Annotated in this window: 19 protein-coding genes; 10 read left to right on the forward strand and 9 right to left on the reverse strand. The window is 50.9% G+C overall.

Annotated elements, in window-relative coordinates; all coding sequences use genetic code 11:
- Positions 1-93: 93 nt before the first annotated feature.
- The 8 genes from tolA to cydA form a co-directional block, all read right to left on the reverse strand.
- A complete protein-coding gene (tolA, locus tag OGV74_RS18480) occupies positions 94-1,350 on the reverse strand; it encodes a cell envelope integrity protein TolA (protein WP_086503848.1) in 1,257 nt (418 codons plus the stop codon).
- A gap of 64 nt (positions 1,351-1,414) precedes the next feature.
- On the reverse strand, positions 1,415-1,843 hold the full coding sequence (tolR, locus tag OGV74_RS18485) for a colicin uptake protein TolR (RefSeq protein WP_003022978.1): 429 nt from the start codon (positions 1,841-1,843) through the stop codon (positions 1,415-1,417).
- Positions 1,844-1,846: 3 nt separating this feature from the next.
- Positions 1,847-2,539: a Tol-Pal system protein TolQ gene (tolQ, locus tag OGV74_RS18490; RefSeq protein ID WP_003022976.1), complete on the reverse strand. Its 693-nt coding sequence runs from the start codon at positions 2,537-2,539 to the stop codon at positions 1,847-1,849.
- Entirely contained in the window at positions 2,536-2,940 is a 405-nt protein-coding gene (gene ybgC, locus OGV74_RS18495; protein ID WP_003835413.1) for a tol-pal system-associated acyl-CoA thioesterase, read from the reverse strand. Before ybgC ends, tolQ begins: the two co-directional genes overlap by 4 nt.
- Before the next feature lie 150 nt (positions 2,941-3,090).
- A complete protein-coding gene (gene ybgE / locus OGV74_RS18500) occupies positions 3,091-3,384 on the reverse strand; it encodes a cyd operon protein YbgE (protein ID WP_003022971.1) in 294 nt (97 codons plus the stop codon).
- Complete coding sequence (cydX, locus tag OGV74_RS18505; protein WP_003022970.1) at positions 3,384-3,497, reverse strand: cytochrome bd-I oxidase subunit CydX; 114 nt, start codon at positions 3,495-3,497, stop codon at positions 3,384-3,386. The genes ybgE and cydX overlap by 1 nt, the downstream gene beginning before the upstream one ends.
- Positions 3,498-3,511: 14 nt before the next feature.
- Positions 3,512-4,651 carry a cytochrome d ubiquinol oxidase subunit II gene (cydB, locus tag OGV74_RS18510; RefSeq protein WP_003022968.1) on the reverse strand — a complete coding sequence of 380 codons (1,140 nt, stop codon included), beginning with the start codon at positions 4,649-4,651 and terminating at the stop codon, positions 3,512-3,514.
- A gap of 15 nt (positions 4,652-4,666) precedes the next feature.
- On the reverse strand, positions 4,667-6,235 hold the full coding sequence (cydA, locus tag OGV74_RS18515; RefSeq protein ID WP_003022965.1) for a cytochrome ubiquinol oxidase subunit I: 1,569 nt from the start codon (positions 6,233-6,235) through the stop codon (positions 4,667-4,669).
- A 1,217-nt stretch (positions 6,236-7,452) separates the two neighbouring features.
- Here cydA and glmS point away from each other — a divergent pair.
- The 10 genes from glmS to cobO all read left to right on the forward strand — a co-directional run bounded on the left by glmS (position 7,453) and on the right by cobO (position 18,608).
- The gene (gene glmS / locus OGV74_RS18520) at positions 7,453-7,902 is read left to right on the forward strand and encodes a methylaspartate mutase subunit S (protein WP_003022963.1); all 450 of its coding nucleotides are present in this window, start codon (positions 7,453-7,455) and stop codon (positions 7,900-7,902) included.
- A complete protein-coding gene (gene glmL, locus OGV74_RS18525) occupies positions 7,902-9,290 on the forward strand; it encodes a methylaspartate mutase accessory protein GlmL (protein WP_003835417.1) in 1,389 nt (462 codons plus the stop codon). The genes glmS and glmL overlap by 1 nt, the downstream gene beginning before the upstream one ends.
- A gap of 18 nt (positions 9,291-9,308) precedes the next feature.
- Positions 9,309-10,754, forward strand: coding sequence for a methylaspartate mutase subunit E (locus tag OGV74_RS18530; RefSeq protein ID WP_003022957.1), 1,446 nt, complete (start codon positions 9,309-9,311; stop codon positions 10,752-10,754).
- Complete coding sequence (locus OGV74_RS18535; RefSeq protein WP_003022953.1) at positions 10,754-11,995, forward strand: methylaspartate ammonia-lyase; 1,242 nt, start codon at positions 10,754-10,756, stop codon at positions 11,993-11,995. Before OGV74_RS18530 ends, OGV74_RS18535 begins: the two co-directional genes overlap by 1 nt.
- A 3-nt stretch (positions 11,996-11,998) precedes the next feature.
- Entirely contained in the window at positions 11,999-13,369 is a 1,371-nt protein-coding gene (locus OGV74_RS18540) for an acyclic terpene utilization AtuA family protein (protein ID WP_003022951.1), read from the forward strand.
- Positions 13,366-13,683: a DUF4387 domain-containing protein gene (locus OGV74_RS18545; protein ID WP_008320068.1), complete on the forward strand. Its 318-nt coding sequence runs from the start codon at positions 13,366-13,368 to the stop codon at positions 13,681-13,683. Before OGV74_RS18540 ends, OGV74_RS18545 begins: the two co-directional genes overlap by 4 nt.
- A 168-nt stretch (positions 13,684-13,851) precedes the next feature.
- Positions 13,852-15,156, forward strand: a complete 1,305-nt coding sequence (locus OGV74_RS18550) for a dicarboxylate/amino acid:cation symporter (RefSeq protein ID WP_057064757.1) — start codon at positions 13,852-13,854, stop codon at positions 15,154-15,156.
- Positions 15,157-15,281: 125 nt separating this feature from the next.
- Positions 15,282-16,283, forward strand: coding sequence for a glutaminase A (gene glsA / locus OGV74_RS18555; RefSeq protein ID WP_032942734.1), 1,002 nt, complete (start codon positions 15,282-15,284; stop codon positions 16,281-16,283).
- A 60-nt stretch (positions 16,284-16,343) separates the two neighbouring features.
- Positions 16,344-17,996, forward strand: coding sequence for a class I fumarate hydratase (locus OGV74_RS18560; protein ID WP_003022941.1), 1,653 nt, complete (start codon positions 16,344-16,346; stop codon positions 17,994-17,996).
- 9 nt (positions 17,997-18,005) lie between these two features.
- Positions 18,006-18,608: a cob(I)yrinic acid a,c-diamide adenosyltransferase gene (gene cobO / locus OGV74_RS18565; protein WP_060855601.1), complete on the forward strand. Its 603-nt coding sequence runs from the start codon at positions 18,006-18,008 to the stop codon at positions 18,606-18,608.
- Positions 18,609-18,690: 82 nt separating this feature from the next.
- Here cobO and OGV74_RS18570 read toward each other — a convergent pair whose 3' ends face one another.
- Complete coding sequence (locus OGV74_RS18570; RefSeq protein WP_003022936.1) at positions 18,691-19,593, reverse strand: LysR substrate-binding domain-containing protein; 903 nt, start codon at positions 19,591-19,593, stop codon at positions 18,691-18,693.
- Positions 19,594-19,690 lie beyond the last annotated feature (97 nt).

The raw sequence follows: 19,690 nt of genomic DNA on the forward strand, positions 1-19,690 counted from the left end.
ATTTAGCAGAATGTTAACAAACTCAAATACACAAAACTACCACAACTCAGTATCAACCTTAGACCGTTTCCCCTGATTTCTCAGGGGTCGTTATTACAGTTTGAAGTCCAGTTTGGCATCTTTTACTTTTTCATAAACTGCCTGGCTAGGCGGTTTAGGAATTCGGGCGGTTTTCGCAGCCGTCAGCGCAGCCTGACACAATGCTGGATCCCCACCCTCTTCGGTCACATCCAGTAACAGACCATCGGGTGCTAACTTGATATGTAATACGCAAGATTTACCTGCATACAAATCTGCACCATACAGACGGCTCTGGATCGCATTACGAATTTGAGATGCGTAAGCACTGATATCAGCACCAGATGCACCGCCATTGGCACCACTTGTACCACTATCTTTCGCCGGTTGGCCGTTTCCTTTCGCTCCACCGCCCGATTTCGGTGCATTCTTACCGGAGCTCAGGTCACCCAACAAGTCGTCAACGCCAGAGGCTGCAGCGGCTTTTTCGGCCGCAGCCTTTTTAGCAGCAGCTGCTTTATCTGCCGCAGCTTTCTTATCGGCAGCGGCTTTCTCGCCTGCAGCTTTTTTGTCTGCTGCTGCTTTTTCCGCTGCGGCTTTCTTATCAGCCGCCGCTTTTTCAGCAGCGGCCGCTTTCGCGGCGGCGGCTTTTTCTGCTTTCTCAGCGGCAGCTTTCTCGGCTGCTGCTTGCTTAGCGGCTTCAGCCTGTGCTTTCTTCGCAGCGTCCGCGGCAGCTTTAGCAGCTTGTGCTTCGGCAACTTTCTTCGCATCAGCAGCGGCTTTAGCAGCTTCCGCCTCAGCTTTTTTCTGTGCGTCCGCAGCGGCTTTCTTCGCGGCATCTGCCGCTTGTTTCGCCTGTGCATCAGCTTTAGCCTTCGCGTCTGCAGCAGCCTTCGCCGCAGCTTCTTCAGCCTGTTTCTGTTGCTCTTGCGCTTTCGCGGCGGCGGCTTCAGCTTGCTTCTGCTGTTCCGCCTGTTCGCGCACTTTTTCCTGCGCGGCTAAGCGTTCTTTTTCCAGCTGCTTCAGTCGCTCTTGCTCAGCTGCCTGTTTCTCGCGAAGTTCTTCAGCTTGCTGCTGCGCCTGCTTTTCACGCTGCTCTTCAGCACGTTTCGCGCTTGCCTGCTGTTGCTGCTGCCTGTCGTACTGTTGCACAACGGCTCCAGGATCGACCATAACGGCGTCGATGGACGAACCGCCACCGCCGCCGGCTGAAGCATCAATGTGCTCATCGAACGAACTCCAGATCAGCGCTGCAAATAAAATGACATGCAGCACCGCTGAAATAATTATCGCCCTTTTGAGCTTGTCGTTTTGTTCGGTTGCCTTTGACACTCTCGGTTCCCAAAAAACTGTTCGCCTGTTACGTGCTATCTTTCAAGCCAGCAAAACGCCGTCATCAGATTGGCTGCGTCATCAAGCCAACCGATTTTACGCCTGCACTGTGTAACAAGTTCAGCGCTTTAATTATTTCATCATAAGGCACGTCTTTCGCACCACCGATTAAAAAGACCGTTTTCGGATTGGTCTGCAGGCGACTTTTCGCTTCCGCGATAACCTGCTCCGGCGGCAGTTGATCCATACGATCTTTCTCAACCACCACGCTGTATTGCCCAATACCGGAAACTTCAATAATGACCGGGGGTTCGTCGTTACTGCTGACGGCTTGCGATTCGGTCGCATCCGGCAGGTCGACTTCCACACTCTGCGTAATGATCGGTGCGGTTGCCATAAAGATCAGCAACAGCACCAGCAGTACGTCGAGCAGCGGTACAATATTGATTTCGGACTTGAGTTCGCGACGACCTCGTCCACGCGTTCTGGCCATGGCTTACCCCTTGTTGCTCTCGCTAACGGTAAACGCCTGGCGGTGCAGAATCGCGGTGAACTCTTCCATAAAGTTGTCGTAATTCAGTTCCAGTTTGTTCACGCGCTGGTTCAGACGGTTGTAGGCCATAACCGCCGGGATTGCCGCAAACAGACCGATAGCCGTTGCAATCAACGCTTCCGCGATACCCGGTGCAACCATTTGCAGTGTCGCCTGTTTTACCGCGCCCAGCGCGATAAATGCGTGCATGATCCCCCAAACGGTACCGAACAGACCGATATACGGGCTGATGGAGCCAACGGTTCCGAGGAATGGAATATGCGTTTCCAGCGTTTCCAGCTCACGGTTCATCGAGATACGCATCGCACGGGAAGCCCCCTCAACGACCGCTTCCGGCGCGTGGCTATTTGCCCGATGCAAACGGGCAAATTCTTTGAACCCGCTGTAGAAAATTTGTTCTGAGCCAGCCAAATTATCACGACGCCCCTGGCTTTCCTGGTACAGGCGCGACAATTCAATGCCAGACCAGAACTTGTCTTCAAATGCTTCGGCTTCACGTGAAGCAGCATTAAGAATACGGGTCCGCTGGATAATAATGGCCCAGGATGCGATTGAGAAACCAATCAAAATCAACATGATAAGTTTAACCAGAAGGCTTGCCTTCAGGAACAAATCAAGGATATTCATGTCAGTCACTGCTTAAACTCCGCGACAATAGACTTGGGAAGCGCACGAGGCTTCATTTTGAGTGGATCAACGCAAACAATCAGAACTTCGGCTTCATTCAGCACGGTGTTCTCTGCGTTGACAATGCGTTGCGTGAAAACCAAAGAGGTGCCACGCATTGACGTAATTTCGGTTTGAACTTCGAGCATATCGTCGAGCCGGGCAGGCGCAAAATACTCGAGGGTCATCTTGCGCACCACAAAGGCTACACGTTCAGCCAACAGGACCTGCTGACTGAAGTGATGATGACGCAGCATCTCTGTGCGCGCTCTTTCATAAAAAGCGACGTAGCTGGCGTGGTAAACCACCCCACCGGCATCGGTATCTTCATAGTAGACACGAACCGGCCATCGAAACAGCGTTGTATTCACTTTACATCCCGGTAATGCAACAAAAGGTTAGTGCTTTCAAACTTCGCTACTATACGCGCGGGAATGGTGCTTTGGAATGGGGGAAAGTAAACGGAGAGTAAAAAATTATGGGCTTATGCAAGCCCATAAATATTTAAGGATGTTTCTTATTCAAAAGAAGAAGAAAAACAGACCAACAACGAGGACGATATCCGCGATCAGCGGGCAGAAGATACCCTGCCAGTGTACGGCACGAGGACGAAAGCCAACGCCGTGAATGATGCCTGCGCAGACCGCCCACATCAGCAGAAAACCATGCCAGATTTCAAGCTCACTGGTTTTGGCCGCGAAACGTGACGGATCCCAGAATATGCAGCCGGCCAATACGATTGCCAGCACAAATGAAAGCGCCCGCAAGGGGCGCTTGTCCATCGCGTTGTATAACATCGCGATAATGTTGGTCATTAGCTATCTTCTTGTCCGGCTTTGCCTGATTCAACGTGCTCAAGCGCCAGCGCTGTGATTATCCCAAATGCACAGGCAAGAAGCGTTCCCAAAATCCATGCGAAATACCACATTTTAAGCTCCTTACTTAGTACAGAGAGTGGGTGTTGCTTTCAATATCTTCTTTAGTGATGCGACCAAACATCTTCCAGTAACACCAGCCGGTGTACAGCAGAATGATCGGTACGAACACACAAGCTACATACGTCATCAGATTCAGCGTCAGCTGGCTGGACGTTGCATCCCACATGGTCAAACTTGCGTTCATCATGGTGCTGGATGGCATCACAAACGGGAACATTGCGATACCGGCAGTCAGGATGATGCAGGCTAACGTCAGTGAAGAGAAGACGAATGCCCAGGCCCCTTTCTCCATACGAGAAGTCAGAATGGTCAACAGCGGCAGAACCACGCCCAGTGCAGGAACCAGCCACAGGATAGGTGCATTGTTAAAGTTCACCATCCATGCGCCAGCCACGCGAGCCACTTCTTTGGTCAGCGGGTTGGAGGCGGCATGATGATCCAGGGCTGAGGTCACAACATAACCGTCAATACCGTAAATCACCCATACACCGGCCAGCGCGAAGCAGACCAGAGTCACCAGCGCCGCAACCTGTGAAGTTGCACGAGCACGCAGATGCAGTTCACCTACCGTACGCATCTGCAGATAGGTCGCACCCTGGGTGATGATCATCCCAACGCTCACGACACCAGCCAGCAGACCAAACGGATTCAGCAACTGGAAGAAGTTACCGGTGTAGTACAAACGCATGTAGTCATCTACGTGGAACGGAACCCCTTGCAGCAGGTTGCCGAACGCCACGCCAATCACCAGCGGTGGCACGAAGCTACCAATGAAGATGCCCCAGTCCCACATGTTGCGCCAGCGCATGTCTTCAATCTTGGAGCGGTAATCAAAACCGACCGGACGGAAGAACAAAGACGCCAGTACCAGGATCATCGCCACATAGAAACCGGAGAACGCAGCGGCATACACCATCGGCCAGGCAGCGAACAGTGCGCCACCCGCGGTGATAAGCCAAACCTGGTTACCGTCCCAGTGCGGGGCGATAGAGTTAATCATAATTCGACGCTCGGTATCATTACGACCGAGGAAACGGGTGAGCATGCCCACCCCCATGTCGAAGCCATCAGTGACCGCGAAACCAATCAGCAGAATGCCAACCAGCAGCCACCAGATAAAACGCAATACTTCATAATCGATCATTTGACGACTCCTGTCTTAGCGTGCCGGCTGAGAAGTCACAGTGGACTGCTCGTAGTGATAACGACCGGTTTTCAGGCTACTCGGCCCAAGGCGTGCGAACTTGAACATCAGATACAGTTCAGCCACCAGGAACAGGGTATACAGGCCGCAAATCAACAGCATCGAGAAGATGAGGTCGCCAGCAGTCAGCGAAGAGTTCGCTACGGCTGTTGGTAACACTTCACCAATCGCCCACGGTTGACGACCGTACTCTGCGACAAACCAACCGGATTCAATAGCAATCCACGGCAGAGGAATCGCGTACAGCGCAGTGCGCAGCAGCCATTTTTTCTCACCGATACGGTTACGAAGCACAGTCCAGAAGGACACCGCGATAATTGCCAGCATCAGAATGCCGCATGCCACCATGATACGGAAAGCGAAGTACAGCGGCGCAACGCGAGGGATAGAATCTTTCGTTGCCTGCTGAATTTGCGCTTCGGTCGCGTCGGTGACGTTATCCGTATAGCGTTTCAGCAGCAGACCATAACCCAGGTCTTTCTTCATGCTGTTGAACTGGTCGCGAACGGCCTGGTCGGTAGTACCAGCACGCAGTTCTTCCAGCAACTGATACGCTTTCATCCCGTTACGGATACGCTCTTCGTGCTGCACCATCAGGTCTTTCAGACCAATGACCGGTGTATCAACAGAGCGGGTGGCGATGATGCCCAGCGCATAAGGAATTTGAATCGCAAAATGGTTTTCCTGCGCATCCTGGTCCGGAATACCGAACAGCGTAAAGGAAGCCGGTGCAGGCTGAGTTTCCCATTCTGCTTCAATCGCTGCGAGTTTGGTTTTCTGCACGTCGCCCATTTCGTAACCAGACTCATCACCCAGAACGATAACAGACAGAATGGCAGCCATACCAAAGCTGGCCGCGATGGCAAAAGAACGTTTAGCAAACGCGAAGTCACGACCGCGCAGCATATAGTAGGAGCTGATACCCAGAACGAACATCGCGCCGCATACATAACCAGATGCCACAGTGTGAACAAATTTCACCTGTGCTACCGGGTTGAGCACCAGTTCAGAGAAGCTCAGCATCTCCATACGCATGGTTTCGAAGTTGAAATCCGCTGCGATTGGGTTCTGCATCCAGCCGTTCGCAACCAGAATCCACAGCGCGGACAGGTTAGAACCCAGGGCCACCAGCCAGGTGACACACATATGCTGGACTTTACCCAAACGGTCCCAGCCGAAGAAGAACAGACCTACAAAGGTGGATTCGAGGAAGAAGGCCATCAAACCTTCGATCGCCAGTGGCGCACCGAAAATATCCCCTACATAGTGGGAGTAGTAAGACCAGTTAGTCCCGAACTGGAACTCCATGGTCAGACCGGTAGCCACACCCAGAGCGAAGTTGATACCAAACAACTTGCCCCAGAACTTGGTCATATCTTTATAAATCTGTTTGCCGGAAAGGACGTAGACCGTTTCCATAATGGCCAGCAAGAACGCCATACCGAGCGTCAGTGGCACAAACAGGAAGTGGTACATCGCGGTCAAGGCAAACTGTAAGCGCGACAGTTCGACTATATCTAACATCATGACTCCTTGCTCATCGCATGAAGACTCCGAGAGTGAACCCCGTTAGAAAGGGTCACACGCATGCCCCAATACAAATTTATCTGCTTCCTTACGCCGCTACTCTTTCTTCTCTTGTGAAGAAAGGACAATGGAGAAAGGTTACAAACATGTTAATAAAACACTCAAATTGATCCCGCAATTATATTACGCCGTAAAATCCTTACAATAAACAGGTTTTTATCGAGACAAATTTGCATTTTTCGATAGTGATCAATTTATAGCTAATTTACCACTTTCAGACCAATTTGATCTGCAGCAATTTAACCTCTTTTGATGCTGTTTTCCAAGTTTTAAACATTGATTTAAATCAATTTTCAAATTTAATGTTAATAGTGTTTAACACTCGCATGACTAGTGAACGCGATGTTAACAACATGTTTTTCAATGAGTAATTGCCGTTACTACAAATGATAGGATATTTATTTAAATGTACACGATCTTTTAACCAGCCAGGCTGACAAAATTGATAGCAGATAAAGAATCACTAATGCTAGGTAGCTCACAGTTTTTTGTTTAGCAAGTCATGGATTTGTTATTTCATACAAATTATTCATTTAAATTTTACTTATAATTAACACCAAGATGTAACTATCTCAGCTGGAAGAGAAAACGTTCCACATTGACCGATGCATTGCGTTTGGTGTTCTGCGAGAGAACGCTGGCTTTTCGCTTAAATCATCACTGAAAGTTATCTTTAACGCCCACTCTGCACTTATGTGGCAAAGATTAAATATGCCACAAACATTTCATTATCATTTTTATCCTAAAATTAACAAAAATGAATTGTGACATATAATATTAAAAAATAAAAAACCGTTACGTCGTTCACAAGTTAATTAGTAATTGTGATTTTTGAAATTATTAAAAACACGATATAAATGGCGCGCATAACAAAATAAGATTTCGATCACAAACATGGCAAGTAATTTATTACCCAATTTTCTAATAAATTAAAACCGGTCAAGAAAACATGACATATCTTGCTGATTATAAAAGACTTTTATTATAACCAAATATAACAATCATTTTTCTCAGGATATTTTGAAAATAGATCAATTGCTTCCTTTTTCGCTTCCACAGAAACTCCAACCCTATTAAGAGGTTGTCACAATCCATGTTCTAAATATTAGAAAATAATTTCACTTATTGACCATCAGCCCTACAGAGGATTACCCATGAAGAAATCTACACTTGTTATTGGCGTCATCGGTGCTGACTGCCATGCAGTAGGTAATAAAGTTCTGGATCGCGTTTTTACCGCTCATGATTTTCACGTAATCAACCTCGGGGTGATGGTGAGCCAGGATGAATATATTGATGCTGCGATTGAAACAGGCGCCGATGCCATCGTGGTGTCCTCTATCTACGGTCATGGCGACATTGATTGCCTCGGATTACGTGAGCGCTGCATCGAACGCGGCCTTGGCGACATTCTGCTGTACGTCGGCGGCAACCTGGTCGTCGGTAAACATGACTTCGCCGATGTGGAAGTGAAGTTTAAAGAGATGGGCTTTAACCGGGTCTTCGCCCCCAGTCACGATCTGGAAGATGTTTGCGCGCTTATCACTAATGATATTCACCAACACAATGGCCTCGAACAGCGTTGCCTGGAAGAGGCCATCTGATGCAAACAGTTTCTGTCGATATCGGCTCGACATGGACCAAGGCAGCCCTCTTCGCCCATGAAGGCGAGGATTTAACCCTGATAAACCATGTCCTGACCCCAACCACCACACATCATCTGGCAGACGGTTTTTTTGCCAGCCTGAATCAGGTGCTGAATGTTGCCGATGCTCGCCCGTTACTGAAAAGTGGTGAAGTGCAGTTGAAATACTCCTCCTCAGCGAAAGGTGGGCTTGCCGTTGCAGCAATGGGGCTGGTGCCTTCCATTACGCTGGAATCGGCAAAAGTTACCGCCCATTCGGCAGGAGCGAAAATCGCGCAATATTATTCGTACAAGCTGAACCGTCATGACATCCAGGAGCTGGAGTCATCCCCTCCAGATATTCTGCTGTTTACCGGCGGTACAGATGGTGGCGAAGAAAGTTACGGCCTGGCGAATGCGCATGCGCTGGCAGGCTCAAAGCTTGATTGCGCCATTATCTACGCCGGAAACCGGGACATTCAGGACGAAATACAAACGATTCTGGGACATAAGGATTTGACCACGGTAGACAACATTCTGCCTGACCTCGATCACCCGAATCCGTTTGCCGCACGCCAGGCGATTTGTGATGTGTTCTTGTCACGCATTGTCAAAGGCAAAGGTCTGGACGTCATTGTTGGCGAAACAGGCGAAGAGCCAATGCCGACGCCATGGACGGTATATGAGTTAGTGAAAGCCATTAGCGATTACGACAGCGCATGGAAGGAATTCATGCTGATTGATATGGGCGGAGCCACCACGGATGTCTATTCGGCCAGCGCGAATACCCTCTCCCCCGATACCGTCCTGCATGGTGTTCCTGAACCGTTCGTCAAACGTACCGTAGAAGGCGACCTGGGCATGCGCGTTTCCGCCGTCGTGGTGGGAGAAAGCACGCAGGATATGGTGAAAGTCATCTTCGCCCAACAACCACAGCGCGAGGAAGCGTTTTATCGCTACCTGCGCCATCTGGTAGGGCAACCGGATTACCTGCCACTCAGTGAGGAAGAGAAATATTACGACACCCTGCTGGCAGGTTTATGCGTGGGCTATGCCGCTGAGCGCCACGCGGGCACTAAAAAGCAGGTTTGCACCTGCGTGGGTAACGTGGATTTACAGATGGGTCGCGATCTCACCACCGTACGCAAAGTCGTCGGTTCAGGGGGATGGCTCTCTCGCGCCAGCCAGTTCGATATCCATAACTGGCTCAAATACCGGGAGCTGGACGACCAGGGGAAAAGAATTCTGTTACCGAATCAGTTTGAGTATTACCGCGATTCAAATGGCCTGCTCCCGCTTCTGGCAAACGTCGCCAGGCTGTACCCGCAAGCCGCTGCTCGCACCAGCATTCAGTGTTTAACCCTATAAAACTTAAGGCAGCTACGAATGGAACTTCGAAATAAAAAATTGACCCATGACGAATTCATGACCGAAAGGCATCAGGTATTACAAACCTGGGAAACCGGCAAAGACGTTGAGAACTTCGAAGATGGCGTGAAGTACCAGCAATCAATTCCAGATAAAAAACGCTTCTCCCTTGCCCTGCTGAAAGCCGATCAGGAAGGTAAAACCCTGAGCCAGCCACGTGCAGGCGTAGCATTAATGGATGAGCATATTGCGCTGCTCAAAACATTGCAGGAAGAGTGCGACCTCCTGCCGAGTACTATCGATGCCTATACCCGTCTGAACCGCTATGAAGAAGCCGCTGTCGGGATCCAGAAATCCATCGAAGCAGGTACTTCCAAGCTGAATGGTTTACCAGTCGTCAATCACGGGGTTGCTGCCTGCCGCCGGATGACTGAATCGCTGGAAAAACCGATCCAGGTTCGCCACGGTACGCCGGATGCGCGCCTGCTGGCAGAAATCGCCATGGCCAGTGGCTTCACCAGCTACGAAGGCGGCGGTATCTCCTACAACATCCCTTACGCCAAACGCGTCACTCTGGAAAAATCCATTCGCGACTGGCAGTACTGCGACCGTCTGATGGGTCTGTACGAAGAGAACGGCATTCGCATCAACCGTGAGCCGTTTGGCCCGCTGACCGGTACCCTGATCCCGCCGTTTATGTCCCACTCGGTGGCGATTATTGAAGGTCTGCTGGCGCTGGAACAAGGCGTGAAATCCATTACCGTCGGCTACGGCCAGGTCGGTAGCCTGACGCAGGATATCGCCGCTATTCAGGCGCTGCGTGAACTGTCCCACGAATACTTCCATAACCATGGTTTCGACGATTACGAACTGAGCACCGTTTTCCACCAGTGGATGGGCGGATTCCCGGAAGATGAAGCGAAAGCCTTTTCTGTTATCGCTTGGGGTGCAGCGGTTGCTGGTATGTCGGGTGCCACAAAAGTGATCACCAAAAGCCCGCACGAAGCGTTCGGTATCCCAACCGCGGCAGCTAACGCCCAGGGTCTGAAAGCGTCACGCCAGATGCTCAACATGGTCAGCGACCAGAAATTCCCGCAGTGCGCTGCCGTGGAGCAGGAAGTTGACCTGATTAAGAGCGAAGTCCGCGCGGTGTTGAAGAAAGTCTTCGAACTGGGCAATGGCGACATTGCGCGCGGTACGGTGCTGGCCTTTGAAGCTGGCGTGCTGGATGTACCTTTCGCTCCTGCCGCCTGTAACGCCGGTAAGATCCTGCCTGTTCGCGATAACACAGGCGCAATCCGTATTCTTGAAGCCGGTGCCGTGCCGCTGCCGAAAGATATTCTCGCCCTGCACCACGACTATGTCGCAGAGCGCGCACATTTTGAAGGCCGCAAGCCTTCTTTCCAGATGGTCATTGATGACATCAACGCCGTATCCCACAGTAAATTAATAGGAAGACCATAATGAAAATCAAAAAGGCCCTTTTCACCGCTGGCTACTCCTCATTTTATTTTGACGATCAGCAGGCCATCAAAAATGGTGCCGGTCATGACGGGTTTATCTACACCGGCGATCCGGTCACGCCTGGATTTACCTCTGTTCGTCAGGCGGGTGAATGTGTTTCCGTACAACTGATTCTGGAAAACGGTGCGGTAGCTGTGGGCGATTGCGCAGCGGTGCAATATTCAGGTGCAGGCGGTCGTGACCCGCTGTTCCTGGCTGAAAACTTCATTCCGTTCCTCAACGACCACATCAAGCCGTTGCTGGAAGGTCGTGACGTTGATTCGTTCCTGACCAACGCCCGTTTCTTTGATGAATTGCGTATTGACGGCCATCTGCTGCATACCGCCGTACGTTATGGTCTGTCTCAGGCACTGCTCGACGCGGCGGCACTGGCTACCGGTCGTCTGAAAGCCGAAGTGGTTTGTGATGAATGGCAACTGCCATGCGTTCCGGAAGCCATTCCGTTATTTGGTCAGAGCGGCGACGACCGTTATATCGCCGTCGACAAGATGATCCTCAAAGGTGTGGATGTCCTGCCGCATGCCCTGATCAATAACGTTGAAGAGAAGCTGGGCTTTAAAGGTGAAAAACTGCGTGAGTACGTCCGCTGGTTGTCTAACCGCATCCTGAGCCTGCGCACCAACGAAAGCTATCACCCGACGCTGCATATTGATGTCTACGGCACCATTGGTCTGATCTTCGATATGGATCCAGTGCGTTGCGCCGAATACATCGCCAGCCTGGAAGCCGAAGCTCAAGGTCTACCGCTGTACATTGAAGGCCCGGTTGATGCCGGTAACAAGCCGGATCAGATCCGCATGTTAACCGAGATCACTCAGGAGCTGACTCGTCTGGGTTCCGGCGTGAAAATCGTTGCGGATGAATGGTGTAACACCTATCAGGACATCGTGGACTTCACCGACGCGGGCAGCTGCCACATGGTGCAGATTAAAACCCCGGATCTGGGCGGTATTCACAACATCGTTGATGCAGTGCTGTATTGCAACAAACACGGAATGGAAGCCTATCAGGGCGGTACCTGTAACGAAACGGAAATCAGTGCTCGTACCTGCGTACACGTCGCGCTGGCCGCGCGTCCAATGCGCATGCTGATCAAACCGGGTATGGGTTTCGATGAAGGTCTCAACATCGTGTTTAACGAAATGAACCGCACCATCGCGCTGTTGCAAACTAAGGATTAAGAGATGGCACGCACATTTAAGATCTTATCGCCTACGGCTATCCTGGGTTATGGCTTCCCGGAAGAAAGTTTTCGTAAAGCCATGGAAGAGTCACCGGATCTTATTGCTGTTGACGCAGGTTCCTCCGATCCTGGCCCCCACTACCTGGGGGCAGGTAAACCCTTTACTGACAGGGCCGGTGTGAAACGCGATCTGCGCTATATGATTGTGGCAGGCGTTAAGAACAACATCCCGGTAGTGATCGGCACAGCCGGTGGTTCTGGCGCAGCTCCGCATCTGGAGTGGTGTCGCCAAATAATCCATGAGATCGCGCAGGAAGAAAAACTGTCTTTCTCAATGGCGCTAATTCCGTCTGATGTCGACAAAGAAATCGTTCATCAGGCACTGGATAACGGCAAAATCACCGCGCTCGATTTTGTGCCTGAACTGACTCACGAGGCCATTGAAGAGAGCACCTACATTGTCGCGCAGATGGGCGTCGAGCCTTTCCAGCGTGCGCTGAAAGCCGGTGCACAGGTGGTCCTGGGCGGACGTGCCTACGATCCGGCCTGCTTCGCCGCGCTGCCGATTATGCAGGGCTTTGATGAAGGTCTGGCGCTTCATTGCGGTAAGATCCTTGAGTGTGCTGCCATTGCCGCCACCCCTGGCTCCGGCTCCGATTGTGCGATGGGGATTATCGACGACAACGGCTTTACGCTGAAGGCGTTCAATCCCAAGCGTAAGTTCACTGAAACTTCTGCTGCGGCGCACACCCTGTACGAGAAGTCAGATCCTTACTTCCTGCCAGGGCCAGGCGGTGTGCTGAACCTGAAAGCATGCACTTTCACCCAGGTTAACGAGGGTGAAGTGTATGTCAGCGGTTCACGCCATGAAGAAACACCGTATGCGTTGAAACTGGAAGGTGCACGCCAGGTTGGCTTCCGTTGCCTGACCATCGCCGGAACACGCGACCCGATTATGATTGCCGGGATTGACACGATTCTTGAAGAGGTACAGGCAAGCGTTGCACGTAACCTCTCCCTGAATGACGACAGTATCCGCATGACGTTCCACTTGTACGGTAAGAACGGTGTGATGGGCAACCATGAGCCGATGAAAACAGCGGGCCATGAACTGGGAATTTTACTGGATGTCGTTGCGCCGACGCAGGACATCGCCAACAGCGTTTGCTCGCTGGTGCGCTCTACCCTGCTGCACTACGGCTATGAAAATCGCATTGCGACTGCGGGCAACCTCGCCTTCCCGTTCTCGCCATCTGATATTCAGAGTGGACCGGTGTATGAGTTCTCGATCTATCACCTGATTGAAGCGAGCGATGCGCTGCGTTTTGATTTCCACATTGAACAGGTGACGCCAGAAGGAGTTCAGGCATGAAACACTCAATTTGTTCACTGGCACAAGTTATTCGCTCGAAAAACGCCGGACCGTACGAACTGGTTTTAGATATTTTATTTAAAACCCGGGAAGATTATCAGCGCGTAAAACGCTCAGAGCAATTAACACCGCAGCTTATTGCCGGTTTATATAACGTTAAACCTGACTTTATTCACAATATTGTATGGTTCGATCCGGCGAATGCCGTAAAAATCGTCATGCCGCGCGATATTATTTCCGGCAACGTCGGTGACAATGATGTTTATGGTGCACAGCAACACGCACCATTATTAAGTATTGAGTTCGACTTGTAACAAAAAACACAATAACAACCATTGGGGCACAGAATTCAGCTGTATCACAGTGCTTCGAATTATTCATGCGGTTGGTCACAACAGGCGTGCGTCTGAGCTGCTGTCCAGGCTCAGGCGCACGCCACCCTACACAATTCCAATTACCAACCTTTATCCGATGGAGTACACATGAAGAAAATAAGTTTAACGAAGATGATCATATTAGGCCTGATACTCGGCATGATTGCCGGGGTGGTCATAAATAATATGGCCGCGGCTGAAACAGCAAAATCTTATGCAGCAGACATTTCCATTTTCACCACTATATTCTTACGTATGGTGAAAATGATTATCGCACCATTGGTTATTTCAACTCTGGTTGTGGGTATTGCCAAAATGGGCGATGCCAAAACGCTCGGACGTATATTTTCGAAAACCTTCTTCCTGTTTATTTGCGCGTCATTGCTGTCAATCGCGCTGGGTCTGGTTATCGTTAATATCTTCCAGCCAGGCGCAGGTATCAACTTTGTGCCACATGACGTCGGCGCTGTTGCCGCCGTTAAGTCAGAGCCATTCACGCTGAAAGTGTTCATCTCACACGCGGTACCGACCAGTATTGTCGATGCGATGGCGCGTAACGAAATTCTGCAGATCGTCGTATTCTCCATCTTCCTTGGTTGCAGCCTCGCTGCGATTGGTGAAAAAGCCGACCCTATTGTGAAAGTGCTGGATTCACTGGTGCACGTGATGCTGAAGCTGACGGGTTACGTCATGCTGTTTGCGCCACTGACCGTTTTTGCCGCTATTTCAGGTCTGATTGCCGAACGTGGTCTGGGTGTGATGGTTAGCGCCGGGATCTTCATGGGTGAGTTCTACCTGACGCTGGGTATGCTGTGGGCGATCCTGATTGGCCTGTCTACTATGATCGTCGGGCCTTGCATCGCACGGTTAACTAAATCAATCCTCGAACCCGCTTTGCTGGCCTTTACCACTTCAAGCTCTGAAGCCGCCTTCCCGGGTACGCTGGACAAGCTGGAAAAATTCGGCGTTTCCTCAAAAATTGCCAGCTTCGTTCTGCCTATCGGTTACTCCTTTAACCTGGTCGGCTCCATGGCTTATTGCTCCTTTGCCACTGTCTTTATTGCTCAGGCGTGCAACATCGAACTGAGCATGGGCGAGCAAATTACCATGTTGTTAATTCTGATGCTGACCTCTAAAGGGATGGCGGGTGTACCGCGCGCCTCGATGGTCGTTATCGCCGCCACACTGAACCAATTCAACATTCCGGAAGCGGGTTTGATCCTGCTTATGGGTGTCGATCCGTTCCTCGATATGGGTCGTTCCGCTACCAACGTCATGAGTAACGCCATGGGCGCTGCCATTGTGGGCCGTTGGGAAGGCGAACACTTCGGCCAGGGTTGCCGTGGAACTGCGCCAGTGAAGTCACCGGAACAGGAACGCCCGGTTACCGAAACGGAAGTCGCTTTGTCCTGATACTACGTTATTGCCGGATGGCGCTTGCGCTTATCCGGCCTACATAACGTTTAACTATCCGTAGGCCGGATTAGGCGGTACGCCGCCATCCGGCATCAAGATGAGCACACCAACAGGAATGCATAATGAATAAAACAATTCTCGGCGTGAGTCTCTTTTCTTTCAGTGTCTTGTTTAGCGCAACCACATTCGCGCAAACCACGCCCGACTACGCCAAGCTGATAGAACAGGCTCATCAGAAGTACAAAAGTAATAACGATGGAAAAGTCGCCGACTACATCCCTGCTCTGGCGACCTATAGCCCGAAAAATTTTGCCATCACCATTGCGACGGTGGACGGCAAGATCTACCAAGTTGGCGATGTTAACAAACCTTTCCCAATGGAATCCCTGAGTAAAGTGTTCACCATGGCGCTCGCCATGGAGCAGCACGGTCCTCAGGTAGTGCTGGATAAACTTGGCGCCAATGCCACCGGCATGCCGTTCAACTCAGGTTTGGCCGTTGAACTGACCAAAGGCGCGCCTGAAAACCCACTGGTAAACGCCGGGGCCATGAGCACCGTTAGCCTGATTGAAGCCAAAGACAAAACCGATCGTTGGAACAAAATCCTCGACAACCTGAACGTCTGGGCCGATGCCACTCTCACCGTGAACGAACCGGTTTTCAAATCTGAAATGGAAACCAACCAGCACAATCAGGCGCTGGCCAAACTGATGGAATCCTATAACAGCTTCTATGGCAACACTGACGAAGCCGTTGAAATTTATACCCGCCAGTGCTCGGTGGATATCACCGTTGAGCAACTGGCCAAAATGGGTGCCGTACTGGCAAACAAAGGCAAATCTCCGTTCAACGGCAAACAGTTGCTGAATGAGAAATATGTTCCACAGGTACTGGCAGAAATGGCAATTGCCGGACTGTACGACGGCAGCGGTAAATGGCTATACACCGTTGGCATTCCGGCGAAAAGCGGCGTCGGCGGCGGCATGGTTGCCGTCGTCCCAGGCGAATATGCGATTGCGGTCTATTCTCCGCCGCTTGATGAAGCCGGAAACAGCGTTCGTGCCCAGAAAACTATCGAATATGTCGCCGAAGCGACAAAAGCCAACGTCTTTTTAGCCAAATAACTTTACGCCGGATGGCACATTGCTTATCCGGCAAACAATACGAAGAGGTGAGAAGTAAACATGTCTAAACCATTTGTCTGGCAGGAACTCTTTGTTCAGAGTAAAGATAGTACCGAATATGAATTACTGAGTAACCAGCACGTTACGGTAACGGAGTTAGACGGAGAGGAAGTTATCAAGGTTGCACCGGAAGCGTTAACCTTGTTAGCACAGCAGGCGTTTTATGAGGCTTCATTTTTCCTGCGCGCCGGACATTTAAAACAGATTGCCAGCATTTTGCACGATCCACAGGCCAGCGGTAACGATAAGTACGTCGCATTGCAGCTGCTGCGCAATGCAGAGGTTTCAGCTAAAGGTGTACTGCCTAACTGCCAGGACACCGGGACGGCAACCATTGTGGCCTGCAAAGGACAACATGTCTGGACAGGCGGCGATGACGCCGAAGCCTTAAGCAAAGGCGTGTATACCACCTTCACCGAAAACAATCTGCGCTACTCGCAAAATGCCCCGCTGGACATGTATACCGAGGTCAATACTCAGACAAACCTGCCGGCGCAAATTGACATCAGCGCCACGCCGGGTAATGAATATAAATTCCTGTTCGTTAACAAAGGCGGCGGTTCTGCCAATAAGGCGGCGTTATTCCAGGAAACCAAATCCATTCTGCAGCCGGAAAAGCTCACTGCGTTCCTGATCGAAAAAATGAAATCACTGGGTACAGCCGCTTGTCCGCCGTATCACATCGCTTTTGTGGTTGGGGGCTTATCCGCCGACCAGACGCTGAAAGTCGCCAAACTGGCTTCAACCAAATATTACGATAATCTGCCCACCAGCGGGAACGAGCTGGGCCAGGCGTTCCGTGATACGGCGCTGGAAGCCGAGTTGCTCAATGCCAGCCGTGAGTTTGGCATCGGGGCGCAGTTTGGCGGCAAATACTTTGCCCACGATATTCGCGTAATTCGCTTACCGCGCCACGGCGGCTCCTGCCCAATCGCGATGGCCCTCTCCTGCTCTGCCGACCGCAATATTAAAGCCAAAATTAATAAACACGGTATCTGGCTGGAAAAACTCGAGCATAATCCGGGCAAATTTATCCCCGATTCTCACCGGGTAGAAAACGGCGCCCAGACCGTACAACTGGATCTGAACCGTCCGCTGCGTGAGATCCTGCATGATCTCTCCGCCTTGCCCATTGGTACACGTCTGTCGTTAAGCGGCCCGATTGTTGTGGCTCGCGATATCGCTCACGCGAACATCAAAGCGCGACTGGATAACGGTGAACCGATGCCGGAATACATGAAAAAGCATATCGTTTACTATGCTGGTCCAGCCAAAACCCCGGAAAATCAGGCCTGTGGCTCAATGGGACCCACCACCGGCGGGCGCATGGATGGGTATGTCGATGCTTTCCAGGCACAAGGCGGCAGCCTCATTATGCTCACCAAGGGTAACCGCAGCCAGCAGGTCACTGATGCCTGTCACAAACACGGTGGATTTAGCCTCGGCAGCATTGGCGGTGCCGCAGCCCTACTGGCGCAACAGTACGTGAAGAGTCTGCAGTGTCTTGAATATCCAGAACTGGGAATGGAAGCGGTGTGGATGATGGAAGTTAAAAATATGCCCGCCTTCGTATTAGTGGATGACAAAGGTAATAACTTCTTCAGCCAGTTCGAGCAGCAGCATCGCTGCGCAACCTGTCCGGCAGGGCATTAAGGAGTTTCCATGGAAGCGCGCGCCAATAACGACAGACACCGTCAGCGTCAGCAGAAGCTGAAAGAGCAGGTTGATACCCGCGTAGCGGCGGCAACGGAGAAGAAAGGGATCCTGATTGTCTTCACCGGCAACGGAAAAGGAAAATCCACCGCAGCCTTTGGCACGGCAACGCGCGCAGTGGGTCACGGAAAAACCGTTGGCATCGCGCAGTTTATTAAAGGTCAGTGGGATAATGGTGAGTACAACACACTGCAACCGCTCGGCGTCGAATTCCATATTATGGGTACCGGATTTACCTGGGAAACCCAAAATCGGCAAGCAGATATCGAGGCGGCAACAATTGTCTGGCAGGAAAGTAAGCGCATGCTGGCTGATGCGCATTACGATCTAGTGGTGCTGGATGAACTCACCTACATGCTGGCTTACCACTATCTGGATACGCAAGAGGTTATCAGCGCCATCGAAAATCGTCCTGCCGGTCAGAGCGTTATCGTCACAGGACGCGGATGCCATACGCGGTTACTGGAACTGGCCGATACGGTCAGTGAAATACGCCCGGTCAAACACGCGTTTGACCGCGGTATTCAGGCACAGATTGGGATCGACTGGTAGCCGTTCTTTTGCCGGATAACGATGCTAACGCTTCTTATCCGGCCTACCCATCGTTGTAGGCCTGATAAGGCATAAGCCACCCTCAGGCAGCCGATACTACGGACTTACTGAGCAACCAGTTGCGGAAAATCTGTAAATGCTCGGATTCCGATTTTTCTTCACGCCACGTCATAATAAATCGATTCCCGGTACGCATCGGAACATCGCAAGGAATGACCATATCGCCACTGTCCAGATCGTGCTGAATGGCAAAACGCGGGAGCAGCGCAACGCCCAGATTAGAGCGGACCGCCGCGATCAGCATCGATAACAAATCAAATCTCGGACCTTTATTCACCAACGGACTGCTGACATCTGACAGCGCAAACCATTCCTGCCACCCTTTGATGCGCGTGCTTTGGTGCAATAGCGGGAATTCGTTTAGTAATTCGTTTACCGCCAGTTTTCGTTCCGGTTCGGCCAGCAAACAGCGACTGCATACCGGCAGAATCTCCTCTTCAAACAGGTACTCAACCCCTGACCATGGCGAATAAAAGTCTTCGCGCATGATTGCCGCGTCATACTCTCGATTGAGAAAATCACCAATATTCGCCAGGGAATGAATGTTCACGATAATATCAGGATTAAGTTTGTTAAATTCACGCAGGTTTGGGATCAGCCAGTGCGTGCTGAACGTCGGATTCACCGCCAGCTCAATAACCTGTACCGTCGGCTGCCAGGTCATTATCGTCGTCGTATCTCGTTCAAGCTTATTTAACGTTTCTTTAACGATGCTTAAATAGTGTTTGCCCGCCGCATTTAAAAAAATGCGTTTTTTGGCGTGATTAAATAGCGCGGTATTGAGAAAATCCTCCAGTGCATTTACCTGGCGGAAAACAGCACTTTGTGTTAAAGCCAGCTCTTCAGCTGCCCGGGTATAACTTTCGTGACGCGCAACCACTTCAAAAGTTACCAGCAACTCCGTCTTGGGTATTTTTCCTCTCATAACCTCTTCCATTTGCAGCGTACAAAAATAGTTTAATTTATAAAAAATAATTCAAGACACCCAGATAAGCATCGAGAGTTATATTTTATTTTATCCA

The sequence above is a fragment of the Citrobacter sp. Cf116 genome (assembly GCF_030336505.1).
GTDB lineage: Bacteria > Pseudomonadota > Gammaproteobacteria > Enterobacterales > Enterobacteriaceae > Citrobacter > Citrobacter freundii.

Excerpts from the sequence above, each read along its gene's own strand:
- OGV74_RS18540 (WP_003022951.1), top strand. The coding sequence starts at position 11,999 with ATGGCACGCACATTTAAGATCTTATCGCCTACGGCTATCCTGGGTTAT.
- OGV74_RS18545 (WP_008320068.1), top strand. The coding sequence starts at position 13,366 with ATGAAACACTCAATTTGTTCACTGGCACAAGTTATTCGCTCGAAAAAC.
- cobO (WP_060855601.1), top strand. The coding sequence starts at position 18,006 with ATGGAAGCGCGCGCCAATAACGACAGACACCGTCAGCGTCAGCAGAAG.
- cydB (WP_003022968.1), bottom strand. The coding sequence starts at position 4,651 with ATGATCGATTATGAAGTATTGCGTTTTATCTGGTGGCTGCTGGTTGGC.
- tolR (WP_003022978.1), bottom strand. The coding sequence starts at position 1,843 with ATGGCCAGAACGCGTGGACGAGGTCGTCGCGAACTCAAGTCCGAAATC.
- OGV74_RS18570 (WP_003022936.1), bottom strand. The coding sequence starts at position 19,593 with ATGAGAGGAAAAATACCCAAGACGGAGTTGCTGGTAACTTTTGAAGTG.
- cydX (WP_003022970.1), bottom strand. The coding sequence starts at position 3,497 with ATGTGGTATTTCGCATGGATTTTGGGAACGCTTCTTGCCTGTGCATTT.
- OGV74_RS18560 (WP_003022941.1), top strand. The coding sequence starts at position 16,344 with ATGTCTAAACCATTTGTCTGGCAGGAACTCTTTGTTCAGAGTAAAGAT.
- OGV74_RS18530 (WP_003022957.1), top strand. The coding sequence starts at position 9,309 with ATGGAACTTCGAAATAAAAAATTGACCCATGACGAATTCATGACCGAA.
- OGV74_RS18550 (WP_057064757.1), top strand. The coding sequence starts at position 13,852 with ATGAAGAAAATAAGTTTAACGAAGATGATCATATTAGGCCTGATACTC.
- ybgE (WP_003022971.1), bottom strand. The coding sequence starts at position 3,384 with ATGACCAACATTATCGCGATGTTATACAACGCGATGGACAAGCGCCCC.
- glmL (WP_003835417.1), top strand. The coding sequence starts at position 7,902 with ATGCAAACAGTTTCTGTCGATATCGGCTCGACATGGACCAAGGCAGCC.
- glsA (WP_032942734.1), top strand. The coding sequence starts at position 15,282 with ATGAATAAAACAATTCTCGGCGTGAGTCTCTTTTCTTTCAGTGTCTTG.
- glmS (WP_003022963.1), top strand. The coding sequence starts at position 7,453 with ATGAAGAAATCTACACTTGTTATTGGCGTCATCGGTGCTGACTGCCAT.
- cydA (WP_003022965.1), bottom strand. The coding sequence starts at position 6,235 with ATGTTAGATATAGTCGAACTGTCGCGCTTACAGTTTGCCTTGACCGCG.
- OGV74_RS18535 (WP_003022953.1), top strand. The coding sequence starts at position 10,754 with ATGAAAATCAAAAAGGCCCTTTTCACCGCTGGCTACTCCTCATTTTAT.